Source organism: Pseudomonas sp. FG35 (genome assembly GCF_057809295.1).
Genome location: NZ_JBMDJR010000006.1, coordinates 24,948 through 40,854, shown reverse-complemented (window position 1 = coordinate 40,854; position 15,907 = coordinate 24,948). Strand labels below are relative to the sequence as shown.

General features: G+C 62.7%; 8 protein-coding genes. 5 read left to right on the top strand and 3 right to left on the bottom strand.

Annotation, left to right across the window (positions count from 1 at the left end; all coding sequences use genetic code 11):
• Positions 1-3 precede the first annotated feature (3 nt).
• From ACODTD_RS13535 to ACODTD_RS13525, 3 genes are all read right to left on the bottom strand, one after another.
• The gene (locus ACODTD_RS13535; RefSeq protein WP_489104927.1) at positions 4-8,226 is read right to left on the bottom strand and encodes an Ig-like domain-containing protein; all 8,223 of its coding nucleotides are present in this window, start codon (positions 8,224-8,226) and stop codon (positions 4-6) included.
• A gap of 55 nt (positions 8,227-8,281) precedes the next feature.
• Positions 8,282-9,127 (bottom strand): sulfotransferase family protein, encoded by an 846-nt coding sequence (locus tag ACODTD_RS13530; protein ID WP_011331872.1) that lies wholly within the window; start codon positions 9,125-9,127, stop codon positions 8,282-8,284.
• A 137-nt stretch (positions 9,128-9,264) separates the two neighbouring features.
• On the bottom strand, positions 9,265-10,860 hold the full coding sequence (locus tag ACODTD_RS13525; protein WP_285357551.1) for a glycosyltransferase family 39 protein: 1,596 nt from the start codon (positions 10,858-10,860) through the stop codon (positions 9,265-9,267).
• A 242-nt stretch (positions 10,861-11,102) separates the two neighbouring features.
• Between ACODTD_RS13525 and ACODTD_RS13520 the strand changes: the two genes are divergently transcribed.
• The 5 genes from ACODTD_RS13520 to ACODTD_RS13500 all read left to right on the top strand — a co-directional run bounded on the left by ACODTD_RS13520 (position 11,103) and on the right by ACODTD_RS13500 (position 15,903).
• Positions 11,103-11,690 carry a phage tail protein gene (locus ACODTD_RS13520; protein ID WP_064382667.1) on the top strand — a complete coding sequence of 196 codons (588 nt, stop codon included), beginning with the start codon at positions 11,103-11,105 and terminating at the stop codon, positions 11,688-11,690.
• A gap of 56 nt (positions 11,691-11,746) precedes the next feature.
• Positions 11,747-12,058 (top strand): DUF6916 family protein, encoded by a 312-nt coding sequence (locus ACODTD_RS13515; RefSeq protein ID WP_489104926.1) that lies wholly within the window; start codon positions 11,747-11,749, stop codon positions 12,056-12,058.
• Between the two features lie 160 nt (positions 12,059-12,218).
• The gene (locus ACODTD_RS13510; protein ID WP_489104925.1) at positions 12,219-14,288 is read left to right on the top strand and encodes a type VI secretion system Vgr family protein; all 2,070 of its coding nucleotides are present in this window, start codon (positions 12,219-12,221) and stop codon (positions 14,286-14,288) included.
• Positions 14,285-15,133: a DUF4123 domain-containing protein gene (locus tag ACODTD_RS13505; RefSeq protein ID WP_285357556.1), complete on the top strand. Its 849-nt coding sequence runs from the start codon at positions 14,285-14,287 to the stop codon at positions 15,131-15,133. The genes ACODTD_RS13510 and ACODTD_RS13505 overlap by 4 nt, the downstream gene beginning before the upstream one ends.
• Entirely contained in the window at positions 15,130-15,903 is a 774-nt protein-coding gene (locus ACODTD_RS13500) for a hypothetical protein (RefSeq protein ID WP_489104924.1), read from the top strand. The genes ACODTD_RS13505 and ACODTD_RS13500 overlap by 4 nt, the downstream gene beginning before the upstream one ends.
• The last annotated feature ends 4 nt before the right edge of the window (positions 15,904-15,907 follow it).

Sequence of the window (15,907 nt, the reverse complement as noted above, 5' to 3'; positions counted from 1 at the left end):
TTGTCAGGCCGGCATTTCGCTGATGCCGACCTGTTGCAGCGCCGCCGCCAGGTTGTCGACCCGGTGCTGCTCGCTGTCCTTGATCTGTTGCAGTTGCTGGCCCAGGGTCGGCGCGCCGAACACACCGCGCAGGCCCTGGGAAATATCGCCGCCCTTGATCGACTGGCTGCCGAAGGCATTCAGCGAATCACGCTCGGCGCTGCTGTCCTGATTGAACAGACTCGACAGCGTGCTGCTGCCAAACACCCCGCCATCGCCACCGCCAAACCCGAGGAAGCCATGACCGGAGCCGTCACCGCCGTTGTCACTGCTGGTGAACACCTGGGCAATGAAGCTCGGGCTCAGCGCACCGCGATTGATGAAAATATCCCCCAGTGGACGGATGCCGTTGCCGATCACCCGTTGCTCGAACAACGGCGCGAAAGTCAGCGGTGAACCGAGGTCGCCAGTGGGCGCGGTGAAGACGATCGGCTGCAGCGGAACGTTCGGCGGTGGCGGCGGCGCGACCGGATCGCTGCTGCGGAACTCCGGATCCGGTGTCACCACGATCAACGGAGTAGTCGGTGTCACAGGAGGCACAGGCACCGTGTTGATCACGTAATTGCCGGAACTGCTGACGCTGCTGCCGCTGTTGCCCGACAGGTCGCTGACCCCGGCCGTGTTGATGCTGATCGCATTGCTGGCGCTGTTGACGTTGGCGTTCGGCGTCAGGGTCGCGGTCCAGGTCTTGCCACCGTCGCTGCTGCTCAGGTTGGACAGAGTGCCGTTGGCCACGCTGAGGTCCGACAGGTCGAAACCGCTGACCGCTTCGTTGAAGGTGATGGTCACCTGCGAAGTCTGACCGACGCCCAGGTTCGGATTGGCGATCACCACCGTGGCGGTCGGCCGTTCGCTGTCGAGGGCGTAGTTGTTCGACACCGCCACCGTGCTGCCGGCGTTGCCCGCAAGGTCGGTGACGTTGCTGGTGTCCAGCGCGATGAAGTTGCTCGGGTCGGTGACATTCGCGGTCGGCGTGAAAGTCGCGGTCCAGGTCTTGCCGCCGTCACTGCTGGTCAGGTTGCTGAGGTCACCGTTGGTCACGCTAAGGTCGGACAGGTCGAAATTGCTCACCGCCTCGCTGAAGGTGAAGGTCACCGTGGTGCTCTGACCGATGCCCAGATTCGGATTGGCGACCACGATGTTCACCGTCGGCCGGGTCGCGTCGAGAATGTAGTTGTTGGAGATGGCGATGCTCGCCCCGAGGTTGCCGGCCAGGTCCTGGACGCCGCCAGTGTCGATCAGGATCAGGTTGGTCGGATCGTTGACGTTGGCTGTCGGCGTGAAGGTTGCGGTCCAGGTCACGCCGCCGTCGCTGCTGGTCAGGTTTGACAACGAACCATTGGCGACGCTGATGTCCCCCAGATCGAACCCGATCACCGCTTCGTTGAAGGTGAAGGTCACGGTGGTGGTTTCACCGATACCGAGGCGGTTATCGGCAACCACAATGGTGGCGGTTGGCCGCGCGGTGTCGATGGCGAAGTTGTTGGAATCGGTGGTGCCGATACCGCTGTTGCCTGAGACGTTGGTCACTCCGGCATTGTTCAGGCTGATCAGGTTGGTGGCGTCAGTGACATTGGCAGTCGGGGTGAACGTCGCGGTCCAGGTGATGCCGCCGTCACTGCTGCTGACGTTGCTCAGCGTGCCGTTGGCGATGGTCAGGTCACTGTTGTCGAACCCACTGACCGCTTCGCTGAAAGTGATGGTCACCAGCGAGGTTTCCCCGGCCTTGAGCGCAGGGTCGGCTACCACGATGGTGGCAGTCGGCACCTGGGTCTGCACTTGGTAATTGGCCGAGTTGGTGGTGCCAGTGCCGGTGTTGCCGGCCAGGTCGGTGGTACCGGTGTTGTTCAGGACAATCAGGTTGGTCAGGTCGCTGACACCGATGTTCGGCGTGAAGGTGGCCGTCCAGGTGAGGCCGCCGTCGCTCGACGAGACATTGCTCAGGGTGCCGTTGGCGACGCTCAGGTCGGAGTTGTCGAAACCGGTCACCGCCTCGCTGAAGGTGATGGTCACCAGCGCGGTTTCGCCGGGACGCAGGTCAATGTCGCTCATGACGATGGTCGCCGTCGGACGCTGACTGTCGACCGCATAGTTGTTGGAATCGGTGGTGCCGCTGCCGGCGTTGCCTGCCAGGTCGGTGATGCCGGTGTTATCCAGGGTGATCAGGTTGGTGGTATCGGTGATGCCCGCCGCCGGCGTGAACGTCGCCGTCCAGGTGATGCCGCCGTCGCTGCTGCTGACCGCGCTCAGCGTACCGTTGGCGATCGTCAGGTCGGCGTTGGTGAAACCGGTCACGGCTTCGCTGAAGGTGATGGTCACCAGGCTCGTCTGGCCGACGCCGAGTGCTGTGTCGGCGACCACGATGGTGGCGGTCGGACGCACCGTGTCGATTGAATAGTTGTTCGAATCGGTGGTGCCGCTGCCGGCATTGCCCGACAGGTTCTGCACGCCAGTGTTGTCCAGCGTGATCAGGTTGGTGGCGTCGGTGATGTTGGTGGTCGGCGTGAACGTGGCCGTCCAGGTAATGCCGCCGTCGCTGCTGCTGACCGCGCTGAGCGTGCCGTTGGCGATGGTCAGGTCGGCGTTGGTGAAACCGGTCACGGCCTCACTGAAGGTGATGGTCACCAGCGAGGTTTCGCCGATTTTCAGCGCGTTGTCGGCAATGACGATGGTCGCGGTCGGCAGCACAGTGTCGATGGTGTAGTTCGGCGAGTTGGTGGTGCCGGTACCGGTGTTGCCGGCCAGGTCGGTGATGCCGGTGTTGTTCAGGACGATCAGGTTGGTGAGGTCGATGACGCCGATGTTCGGCGTGAAGGTGGCCGTCCAGGTGATGCCGCCGTCGCTCGACGAAACGTTGCTCAGGGTGCCGTTGGCGACGCTCAGGTCGGAATTGTCGAAACCGGTCACCGCCTCGCTGAAGGTGATGGTCACCAGCGAGGTTTCGCCAGCACTGAGGGTGTTGTCGGAGAGCACGATGGTCGCCGTTGGACGCTGACTGTCGACCGCGTAGTTGTTGGAGTCGGTGGTGCCGCTGCCAGCGTTGCCCGCCAGGTCGGCGATGCCGGTGTTGTCCAGCGTGATCAGGTTGGTCGTGTCGGTGATGCCCGCTGCCGGGGTGAAAGTTGCCGTCCAGGTGATGCCGCCGTCGCTGCTGCTGACAGCGCTCAACGTACCGTTGGCGATGGTCAGGTCAGCGTTGGTGAAACCGGTCACCGCTTCGCTGAAGGTGATGGTCACCAGCGTAGTCTGGCCGACGCCCAGGGCGGTGTCGGCGACCACAATGGTGGCGGTCGGACGCACGGTATCGATCGAGTAATTGTTCGAATCGGTAGTGCCGCTGCCGGCATTGCCCGACAGGTTCTGCACGCCGGAGTTGTCCAGCGTGATCAGGTTTGTCGCGTCGGCGATGCTGGTGGTCGGCGTGAAGGTCGCCGTCCAGGTAATGCCGCCGTCGCTGCTGCTGACCGCGCTGAGCGTGCCGTTGGCGATGGTCAGGTCGGCGTTGGTGAAACCGGTCACGGCCTCACTGAAGGTGATGGTCACCAGCGAGGTTTCGCCGATCTTCAGACTGGGGTCGGCGACGATGATGGTCGCGGTCGGCAGCACAGTGTCGATGCTGTAGTTGTTGGAGTTGGTCGTGCCGCTGCCGGCGTTGCCCGCCAGGTCGGCGATGCCGGTGTTGGCCAGGGTGATCAGATTGGTGGCGTCATGGATGCCCACGGTCGGCGTGAAGGTCGCCGTCCAGGTAATGCCGCCGTCGCTGCTGCTCACTGCGCTCAATGTGCCGTTGGCAATCGTCAGGTCAGCGTTGGTAAAGCCGGTCACCGCTTCACTGAAGGTGATGGTCACCAGTGAGGTTTCACCGGCGCTGAGGTTGCTGTCGGCGACCACGATGGTCGCGGTCGGCCGTACCGTATCGATCGCGTAATTGTTCGAATCGGTGGTACCGCTGCCGGCGTTGCCCGCCAGGTCGGCGATGCCGGTATTGTCCAGGGTAATCAGGTTGGTGGTGTCGGCGATGCTGGCGCTCGGCGTGAACGTCGCGGTCCAGGTGATGCCGCCATCGCTGCTGCTCACCGCGCTCAACGTGCCGTTGGCGATGGTCAGGTCGGCGTTGGTGAATCCGCTCACTGCCTCGCTGAAGGTGATGGTCACCAGCGTGGTTTGACCGATACCAAGGGCCGTGTCGGCGACCACGATGGTGGCAGTCGGACGGACCGTATCAATCGCGTAATTGTTCGAGTCAGTGGTGCCGCTGCCGGCATTACCTGACAGGTTCTGCACGCCGGAGTTGTCCAGCGTGATCAGGTTGGTGGCGTCGGTGATGTTGGTGGTCGGCGTGAAGGTCGCCGTCCAGGTAATGCCGCCGTCGCTGCTGCTGACCGCGCTGAGCGTGCCGTTGGCGATGGTCAGGTCGGCGTTGGTGAAACCGGTCACCGCCTCGCTGAAGGTAATCGTCACCAGCGAGGTCTCGCCGATTTTCAGCGCGTTGTCGGCAATGACGATGGTCGCGGTCGGCAGCACGGTGTCGATGCTGTAGTTGTTGGAGTTGGTCGTGCCGCTGCCGGTGTTGCCCGAAAGGTCGGCGATGCCGGTATTGGCCAGCGTGATCAGGTTGGTCGCATCGTTGACACCCACGTTCGGCGTGAAGGTGGCCGTCCAGGTGATGCCGCCGTCGCTGCTGCTAACGGCGGTCAGCGTACCGTTGGCAACCGTCAGGTCGGCGTTGGTAAAGCCGGTCACCGCTTCGCTGAAGGTGATGGTCACCAGTGAGGTTTCACCGGCGCTGAGGTTGCTGTCGGCGACCACGATGGTGGCGGTCGGACGCTGGGTGTCGATGGCGTAGTTGTTGGAATCGGTGGTGCCACTGCCAGCGTTGCCCGCCAGGTCGGCGATGCCGGTATTGTCCAGCGTGATCAGGTTGGTGGTGTCGGTGACGCTGGCGCTCGGGGTGAACGTCGCGGTCCAGGTGATGCCGCCATCGCTGCTGCTGAGCGCGCTCAACGTGCCATTGGCGACCGTCAGGTCGGCGTTGGTGAAACCGCTGACCGCTTCGCTGAAGGTGATGGTCACCAGCGAGGTTTCACCGATCCGCAGGTTGTTGTCGGCCACCACGATGGTCGCGGTCGGGCGCACGGTATCGATGGCGTAGTTGTTGGAGTCGGTGGTGCCGCTGCCGGCGTTGCCGTTCAGGTCTGCAATGCCGGTATTGTTCAGCGTGATCAGGTTGGTCGCGTCGGTGATGCTGGCGGTCGGCGTGAAGGTCGCCGTCCAGGTAATGCCGCCGTCACTGCTGCTGACCGCCGTCAAGGTGCCGTTGGCGATGGTCAGGTCGGCGTTGGTGAGCCCGGTGATCGCCTCACTGAAGGTGATGGTCACCAGCGAGGTTTCGCCGATCCGCAGGCTATTGTCAGCCACCACGATGGTCGCGGTCGGACGCGCGGTGTCAATCGCGTAATTGTTGGAATTGGTGGTGCCGCTGCCGGCGTTGCCGGCCAGATCGACGACCCCGGTGTTGTCCAGGGTGATCAGGTTGGTGGTGTCGGTAATGTTGCTGGTCGGCGTGAGCGTGACGGTCCAGGTGATGCCGCCGTCGCTGCTGCTCAGGCCGCTCAGGGTGCCGTTGGCCACGGTCAGGTCGGCGGTGGTGAAACCGCTGACGGCTTCGCTGAAAGTGATGGTCACCAGCGAGGTTTCACCGGCCGCCAGATTGGTGTCGGACACCACAATGGTTGCCGTCGGCCGCACGGTATCGATCGCATAATTGACCGAATCGGTGGTGCCGGTGCCGGCGTTACCGGCAAGGTCGGCGATACCGGTGTTGTCCAGGGTAATCAGGTTGGTGGTATCGCTGATGCTGGCGGTCGGGGTGAACGTTCCGGTCCAGGTGATGCCGCCGTCGCTGCTGCTCACTGCGCTCAACGTGCCGTTGGCGATAGACAGATCGGCGTTGGTGAAACCGGTCACCGCTTCACTGAAGGTGAAAGTCACCAGCGACGTATCGCCGATCTTCAACGCCGTATCGGACATCACGATGGTCACGGTCGGCCGCGCGGTGTCGATGGCGTAGTTGACGGAGTTGGTCGTACCGACACCCGCCACGCCGTCGTTGATCGCGGTCACCCCGGTGTTGTCGAGGGTGATCAGGTTGGTGCTGTCGGTGATGTTGTTGGTCGGCGTGAAGGTCGCCGTCCAGGTCAGGCCGCCATCGCTGCTGCTGACCGCTGTCAGCGTGCCGTTGGCAATCGTCAGGTCGGCGTTGGTGAAGCCGGTGACCGCTCGGCTGAAGGTAATGGTCACCAGCGAGGTTTCGCCGATTTTCAGGGCCGTGTCGGCCATCACGATGGTCGCGGTCGGCGGCTCTACGTAAGCGGTGTTGAGCGTGCCGCCGTTGTTATAGATCGCCGCGAAGGCCAGCGGTACAGAGCCCGTCACGCCGCCACCCAGTTCTGCACCACCGGAGCCGCTGCCGGCCGCGTTGCCGCTGATGGCGCTGAAGTTGGCGGCGGTGATCAGTACCGTGCCGCCCTGGTTCCAGATCGCGCCGACACCTCGTCCGCCGTCGCCGCCGTTCAGGTTATTGCTACCCTGGCCACTGCCACCACCGCCACCGCCACCCGCGCCGATGTTGTTGCTGATGACCGAGGTGCCGACGATTTTCAGCGTGCCGGTGGAAGCGTTGTAAATGCCACCGGCGGCATTGCCGCCGGCGCCGCCGACCTTGTCCCAACCGGCGCCGCCACCGCCGCCACCGATGGAAATCGTACCGTTGCTGGCCGTGCCGCCATTGCCGCCGTTGCTGTAATAGGACACGCCCACACCGCCCGCGCCGCCAGTGGTCGAGCCGCCGCGCCCGCCCATGTGCGTCGCGTCGTAGCCACCGCCGTAGCCGCCGACACCAGCGCTGCCGGCCTGGCCGCCCAGCGTACCGGTGCCCGGCCCGGCCGTACCGCCATGACCACCGCCCTGACCGCCAAGACCACCGCCACCACCACCGGCACCGCCGTAGAACGCACCGGTGACACCACCGCCACCGCCGCCACCGGCCGCCGCGTTGCCGGTGACCGAGACGTTGTTCAGGGTCAGGATGCCGGCGTTGAAGATCCCGCCGCCCATGGCGCCGGTTGCGCCGTAGCCGCCATTACCGCCGTTGCCCGAAACCAGGCCACGGGTAATGACCAGACCATCCAGGGTCACCGTGCTGCCGGAGGTTATTTCCACCACTCGGGTCCGGTATTGGCCATCGAGCGTGACGTCGGCAACCCCGTCGTTGTTCAGGTCACCATCGACGGTGACGTTCTTGTTGATCAGCAATTCCGAGGTGAGCTGCACCGTCATCCCGGAGCTGAAGGTCACGATGTCGCCGTTCTGCGCAGACGCCAGCGCTGCGCGCAGCGAGCCGACCCCGGTGTTGGCATTGTTGGTGGCGGTCCAGGTGGCCAGGCCCCACTGGTATTCGCTCATCGCCTGGGTCGACAGCACGTTGGCGCTTTCGATGTTGCCGGTGGCGATCTCCAGATCCCAGTCGCCGCCCACCCCGGTGCGATTGTTCGAAGCGGCCACATCGCGGCCGGTCAATTGCGCCAGCGAGTCGACGAAGCTCAGGCCACGATCGCCTTCGGCGGTGTAGCAGCCGTAGATCAGGATGTCGCCGCCGACGTTCATGTCCTTGCCGATTTCCGCCAGGATCGCGCTGCGCTGGGCGACGTTGTCGGCCGACAGATAACTGTTGCCCAGCCACAGGTCACCGGCGTTTCCGTGGGCGATGATCTGCACCGAGCTCACGCCCTGATGCTGATCGAGGTAATCGGCGATCTGCTGCAAACCGTCCTTGCCCGCATCGAGCTTGACCACTTGGGTGCCGGGGGCCACGCCCTTGAGCAGGCTGTCGGTATCCTTGACCCGGGAATCGACGAACACCACGCTCTGCCCCGGCACCGCGACCGGGCTGGCAGCGGGCGTGGCGTCGGCCTGGCCATGGGTGTCCTTGCTGGCGCTCGGGTGGTCGGCGGCCGGTGCTTTCGCGGCATCGGCGGTGGCATGGCTGTCAGCCTGGGCGGCGGTGTCGGCGACGGTGGCCGCGACGGCGCCGTCGAACAGCATGCGCGGTTCGAGCGACATGATCATGGGCGCCGCCAGCGTCCGTTGGCCTTCGGTAACCCGCGACTTCTGCTTGCTCCACCACATGTTGCTCACCCGGACTCGAACACAGTTGTTGACGCATCAATGAAAAACGCCGCGATCAGCTGATCGCGGCGTCGGACTTCATACGAATGACATTGGCAGCGCTGGCTGAGCCATCGAGCCAGAAGGACAGATCGGCGTATTGCTTGAACAGGTCCGGCGGCAGGATCGTGCGCCGCGACTGCAGGGCGACCTTGGGTTTGACCTTGTGCAGGCCGGCCACGCCCAAGGCCTGGTCGAACTCCGGCGCGTCATAGGCCAGGTGCTCGAAATCGTGCTCGAACCAGGGTTCGCCGATGAAGTCGTAGACCAGCCGCAGCACCCGCTCCGGAGCCTGGGTCAGCAGGTCATAATCGACGATCAACAGCGAATCGGCGTGCTCGCCGTAATAGGCTTCCTTGAGCGCCGCCCAGGCAAAACCCACCAGGCGATTGCGCTGGGCCAGGGTTTCGCAGCGGCTGTAGACGGTGTTGCGCTCGACCGCATCGCCGAACAGCTTGGTGTTTTCAAAAGGATTGGCGCGGTACAGCCGCTCGAGGCTGTCCATCACCCAGGCGACGTTGCGCACACAGGCGATGACCTTGGCTTGTGGGAACAAATCGTTGATGGCCGGCAGTCGCGCAGACCACTGGCGGTTGGTGTCGAACACCACCGGTTTGTCGGCCTTGTCGGCGTAGTAGGAATCGAACAGGCCGCGCAACAGGCGGCGGCGCATGTCGGTATCGATCACCGCGCCGAATTCGCTGCCGGCACTGCATTGTTCAAGGACACCGGAGAACAGCGCGCCGACCGGACTGGTCATGCCGGCATGAAAACGCGGGTTCTGCAGGAGGATTGCAGAAAGGAGGGTAGAACCTGAGCGCGGCAAGCCGGAGATAAAGTGGAACTGCTGCAATCCCTTCACCGTATTTGTAAGTCCTTTTGTCTGATGAGCGTAATCCAACAATACCCATTCGACTAGTAGTGTTTTGATATCAGAAAAGAGCAAAACGGACTTAAAAACTTCGTATTTATCGCGAATAAAATGGTGAAGCGTTTAAGTCAGTTTTCTCCCGCTCCATTGGGCGTCTGCAACGAAAAAAGTCGCGCTTTCGCACCACCCGCCTGCACCTGATCCCGCAAGTGCCAGGCCGCTGGCAAGGGCAGGAATGGATCGGGTACATCCACGTCCTGATCGCCGATCAACCAGACCCGGGCACTGTCCTTCGGCAGGTCGCCCAACCGATCAAGGTAAACCTCATCGGACACCAGCGTGCCGAAACCGTAATGGTTCGGGCGAGTCGAGCGTCCCTCGGCAGTGGGCGGCGTAAACAGCCGGACTTGAGCCTCAGTGCGGTTGTAATAGACGTAACTGAGGTACCAGAGCATGTCGCTGGTGACGATGCGGTCGCCGCTGGCGAAGTGGCGGTTGACGTAATCGACCATGACGTTGAACTGGTCGTTGCGGTCGACCGTGGCGTTGTTGTTCACCCCGATCATCTCGACCCCGACCAGCGACAGCAGCACCGCCATCGCCAGCACGCGCACGCTGCTGCAGAGCCGGTCGATGCCCAGCGCCGCCAGCATCGGCAGCCCCAGCGCGTAGGCAGTCAGGTAACGCTCGATGAACACCGGCGTAATGAAAGACACGGCGAACACCAGCAACAACGGCATGCCGGTGTAGACCGCCAGCAGCACGCTGCCATGGTTCACGCTGCGATCACGGGCAACGGCGACCCCCGCCAGCACCAGCAAAGCCAGGGGCACACCGCCGAACAGCAGCAACGGGAGATGTTCGCCCTCGTCCTGAATCAACCAGAGCCAGATCATCGACGGCAGCGAAGACAGGGTCACCGGATCTTCCCAGCCTACATCGCCGCCGGCCTTGAGCGCGTCCATGTGTTGCAGCAGGTCGATCAGGTTCGGTAGCCACGGCAGGTAGAGCACGACGATGGCGAGATTGGCCAGCCACCAGTCCTTGCGCTGGAGATGCTTCAGGCGATAACCCGGCAACAGGCGGATCAGCCCCAGATACAGCCAATGGCTCAGCGCCGCCAGCACGGCGAAGTAGTGGGTGTACAACGCCGCCGTCATCAGCAGCGCGTAGATCAGCAGATAGCGGTGACGCTGCGGGCGCCGGATCCACTTGACCAGCACCAGCGTCGCACCGATCAGGAGCAAGCCAAGCAACGCGTACATGCGCACTTCCTGGCTGTAGCGTACCGCCGTCGGCAACAGCGCCAGCAACACCCCGGCGATGATCGCCGCGCGGCGAGTGGCCAGCCGGTCGACCAGGCTCACGCCGAGTCCGACCGTGGCGATGCCGGCCAGCGCACTGAAACTGCGAATGGCCAAGAGGCCGTCGCCGAACAACCCGATCCAGCCGTGCAGCAACATGAAGTACAGCGGCGGATGCACATCGAACGCGGCATGCGTCCAGATCACGCCCGGCGAATAGCGCGCCAGCAGCAGGCTCGAACCTTCATCGCCCCAGATCGCGGCAGCGGTCAGATCATAAAAGCGCACCGCCGTGGCCAGCAGCAGGATCGGTATCAACCAGTGCTCGCGCGCCCAGCGCAACAGGCGCCGGACACCGGCATTCGGTGCAGCGAACGGGTCCTGGGTATCCCCCAGCGGCGTCTCGCGAAGGACCTCCATCAACCTCCCCTCAGCGTTTTTTGCGAACTCGATTTGCGTCATTGACTGCGAACACTGTAGGCCAGCGCCGAAGTCGATGCGCGGCCGTGACGACGTCCGGCAAGTCCGTCGATCCGGGTCTACGCTACGGCGTGGCGTGACCTGCCCGCGCAAAAGGAAGGAGTCAGCACAACGTTTCGACCGGCCCGACAACAAGGGCGACCGCGCGGCGCGCCGACCACACAACAGAAGGATGAGGAACCATGGAAGTCTTTATGGGTACGATTCAACCGTTTGCCTTCAACTTCGCCCCGAGTGGCTGGGCCTTGTGCAACGGGCAAATCCTGGGCATCTCGCAATACCAGGCGCTGTTCGCCTTGCTGGGCACTTACTACGGCGGCAATGGCACGACCAACTTTCAACTGCCCAACCTGCAAGGTCGCGTGCCTGTCGCACAAGGCACCGGACTGGGCCTGACACCGCGCGTCATCGGTCAGGTGTACGGCACCGAAAACGTCACCGCCACCATCGCCAACATGCCCAATCACACCCACGCCATGACCGGCCTGACGGCCAACACGGCCCTTTCGCTGGCAGTACCCGCCAGCAATCCGGCGACTGTGCCCACCGCCACCAATTCGTACATCGGCGCGTCCGGCGGCGGCCCTGGTTCGGCGAATATCTATTCCGACGCCCAAGGTGCCACACCGGTACCGCTCAAGGGTGTGACCACCACCGTCACCGGGGACATTTCCTCCACCGGCGGCAGTCAGCCATTGCCGATCCTGAACCCGGCCCTGGTCCTCAACTTCAGCGTTGCCCTGAACGGCCTGTTCCCGTCACGCAACTGAGCAAACGCCGGGGGCTTCACGGCCCCCGGCCGTTCTTTTTTCACTGGAGTCAGACCATGCTGCAAGCGGTTCAGATTCAACACGTCCAGCCGTTGCTCGGACAGCAACGCACGCTGCACCTGCCCGATGGCACGGCATTGCCGATTCGGATCGATCACCTGGATGAGGTCCCCGCGGCGAAAACCCGCTACAGCGAACGCATGCCCTTCTGCCTCGAATTCAACAGCCTGGTGCCGACCGACTTCGTCGACGGCTTATGCGCGCTGGACTTGCCGGAACTCGGCCGGGTGGAGGACATTTTCGTATCGCGGGTGCCGGCGATGGGGCGGGATCCGCAATTGGGGTATTTCTGCATCTCCTTCAACTGATTTGCCACTCTGCAAATCTTGTAGGGCGATTCCGTAGGGTGCGGTTTCAGACGTTGTAATCCAGGCTTTTAAACCGAAGGACTTGGGAAACGTCCGACATAAATTCGCGGGTCATCTTGTTAGCGTTGTTCCGAATCTGTCACAGGACAAGGAACAACGGATGTTCAATGCCAATGCTCGTTTGCGCCTCATCAGCGACGCCTTTAAACACGACCTGCAGGTGCTGTCCTTCACCGGCACCGAATCCATCAGCCAGCCCTACTCCTTTAACGTCAGACTGGTCAGCCCGAGACCGGACATCGATCTTCCAGACCTCATGCAGCGGCAGGCCTTTCTGGCCTTCGATGACAACGGGCATGGCGTTCATGGACAGATCCAGCATATTGGCCGGGGCAAAATCGGGCACCGGTTGACGCAATACCACCTCACCCTGGCGCCATGGCTGGCGAACCTGGGTCATCGTTTCAATCAGCGGATCTTTCAGAATCTCAGCGTGGCCCGGATCATCGGGCAGATCCTTGCGGAACATGGCATTCACGCAGATTGCTATCTGTTCCGGATCGGTCAGCCATTGCCGGATCGTGAGTATTGCGTGCAGTACAACGAATCCGATCTGCACTTCATCCAGCGCCTGTGCCAGGAAGACGGCCTGCATTACCACTTCCGGCACAGCCTCGACAGGCACCTGCTGGTGTTCGGGGACGACCAGACCGTGTTTCCCAGGCTCGCTCGGCCAACGCCGTTCAAACCGCGTAATGCAATGGTAGCCGACGGGCCGGTGATCCACCGTTTCGAAAGCGGGCTCAATACCCGCACCCATCGCACCAGTCGGCGCGCCTACGACTTCAAAAAGGCGCGCATCGTGCTGGAATCAGATGCCCGGATGCTGAACGAAAACCGCCAGACTGATCTGGAGGATTACGCCTATCCAGGACGAATCATCGACCGGGAGCACGGCAAACTGCTGGCCCGACGAATCCTGGAACGTCATCGCAGCGATGAGCGCGTGGCCCACGGCGACAGCGACGAACCGGCGCTGGTGTCGGGGCATTTCCTGTCGCTGTCAGAGCACCCCGACCCCGCATTGAATGACCTTTGGCTGCTCACCGAAATCGAGCACGAAGGCAAACAACCTCAAGTGCTCGAAGAAAACGGCAGCGACATCGTCGTGAAGAATGACGGCGACTTCATCCAGGGCTACCGCAACCATTTCGAAGCCACACCGTGGGATGCGATCTTTCGCCCGCCGTTGCGCTACGGCAAACCTTCCATCGGCAGTACCCAGACCGCCGTGGTTACCGGCCCGGAAGGCGAAGATATCCATTGCGACGCGTATGGCCGGGTCAAGGTGCAGTTTTTCTGGGACCGCGAAGGCCGGCACAACGACAAGAGCAGTTGCTGGTTGCGGACCACCACGAACTGGGCCGGCAACGCCCATGGCAGCGTGATCATTCCGCGCGTGGGCATGGAGGTGCTGGTGACGTTTCTCAATGGTGATCCCGACCATCCAGTGATCAGCGGTTGCCTGGCCAACAGCGCCAACCCGGTGCCCTATGAATTGCCGGCGCACAAGACCCGCAGCGTGTTCCGGTCCCGCAGCACGCCCGACAGCAATGGCTTCAATGAGCTGATGATCGAAGACCGCGCCGGTCAGGAGCTGATCTATCTGCGCGCCCAGCGTGATCTGCAGCAGAAGATCGAGCACGACAGTCACCTGGAGGTCGGCAACGAACGTCGGGAAAGCATCCGTGGCAACAGCGTCAGCGTGCTGCACGCAGAAGAACACCGCACCCTCACCGGTCATCGCAAGACCCATCTCAAGGCCAGCGATCATCTGCACGTCAGCGACAGCAGTCACACCCGGATCGGGCAATCACTGACGATGGAAGTCGGGCGGCAGCTCTGTTTCAGTGCCGGGGATCATTTGGTGCTGGAGGCTGGAAAGAGCATCAGCCTGAAAGTCGGTGGCGAGCATTTCGTGCTCGATCACGGCGGTCTTTTCGGGAGCAGCGACCTGCTGATCGGCGGCGTGCCCATACCGTTCCTGCGCGCCCGATTGTTGCAGCCCGAAGGCATTGAAGACTTGTCGGCGCCCGCGCCCTTGCCGCCACTGGTGGCGCCCTCACAACAGGCATTGATGGCCGCGAGCAAAAGCCTGGGCGCGGATTTCTGCCCGATCTGCGAAGCCTGCCGCGCGGGCGAGTGCGCCATTGCGGAGGCCGCTGCATGACCGACTCGGTTGTACAACGCTGGCTGTTTGAACAGCACCATGCCGATCGTCTCCTGTGCCTGGTGCTCGACTCGCAGAACGAACGCGACATGCGCCAGCGCTGGCTGAAGAGCAGCCGTTACGAGCAGTACGCCAGCGTCTACGGTGAAACCGTGGTCGCCGAACTGGCGGACACCGGCCCGTTCCTGTTCACCTTCGACCAGCCCGACGACCGTCGCCTCGACGCCCTGCTCGACAGGCCCGACAGCCATTGGGGCTGGCTCGCCAGCCTGTGCCAGGGCGAACTGAACGCATGGGTCAGGCACTGGCAGGAGCGGCTGCTCGTCGGCACCCGTCCGCATCAGGCGCTGTACCGCTTTCACGACAACCGGGTACTGGCCCGAGCACTGGAGCATCTGCCGCCCGAGGCGCTACCGGCGTATCTCGGGCCGGCGATCAGTGTGTGTTACTGGCAGGGTTCGCACTGGCAGAGCACTGACAACCCTGCGCCCGGCACTTACCCGCTGCCGGACTCGCCGCCCTGGCTGCACCTGCCGATGCCCGACGAGCAAGCCATGGAAATCCGGCTGGCCAACGCCCACCGCTTTCTGCTGGCCGAGCATGTGCAGGCCTACGCCGGATTGGCGTGCACGCAGGATCCGCACATCTGGCTACGTGAGCGACTGGCTCAGGCCCAGGCCTGGGGCTGGCTGGCGCCGGAGCGGCTGGAATTTCTGCTGATCCAGAGCCTGCACACCCCGACCCTCGTGCCTCACTGGCAACCCCGACCGGACGAAACGCCGGATGAACACTTTGATCGGGTTTACCCGCTTTCGACGAGCTGGAGCGGGGAGATACCTTCATGAAGATTCAGCTCAAGAGCATCGTCCTGATCAGCGCCTTCGCGGCACTGGGGGGCTGCCAGGGCAAACCGCCCAACACCTTCAAATTCACAGCCGATCTACCACCGGGGTTTGCCTACGTCGCAGCGGTTTATTACGTACCCGAGAAAGGTCAGACCTGCACCCTCGACAGACGCGACAACCTTGCCCCGGTGTTCAACAGCAAGTGGCGGACGGACTACAAGCCGGATGCCGAGATCACGATTCGCAAGATTGTTAAGGGGTGTCCGTTGGTCGTGAGGCGAATCGAGCTGGAGATCAACTCGAGCTATGGCAAAACACGGGGCGACTTCAGTGGTGACGAAGCCATGGTTTTCATCCGCGATGATCTGGAGGAGCAGTTCAAAGGCGTATTCAACGAGGCCGGTCAAAGCACCTTCCACGGTCAGTGCGAGTGGTGGTTTCGCACCTCGGGCAAACCGCGAATTCTAAGAAAAATCCTGGATTGCAGAACGGTCGATGCCCAAGGAGCACGTGCCTACGGGAAGACCTTCGGGGCTTTTAACCCTGATCAACTGCCGGGCAAAACGGTGAGGATGAAGATCACCTTGGCAGCGGACGAGCGACCGGCCATCAAGGACACCTGGGTCAAGGTCACTAACGGCTGGAAACGCTGCATGGGCGACAACTTTGAGGATCAATACGCCTTCTGTTACGGCAACTACACCGACTTCAGCACTTTCACCATGCCGGATGGCCAAGTCTGCACCATTTATCCGGGTTGCACGGAATAAGGAG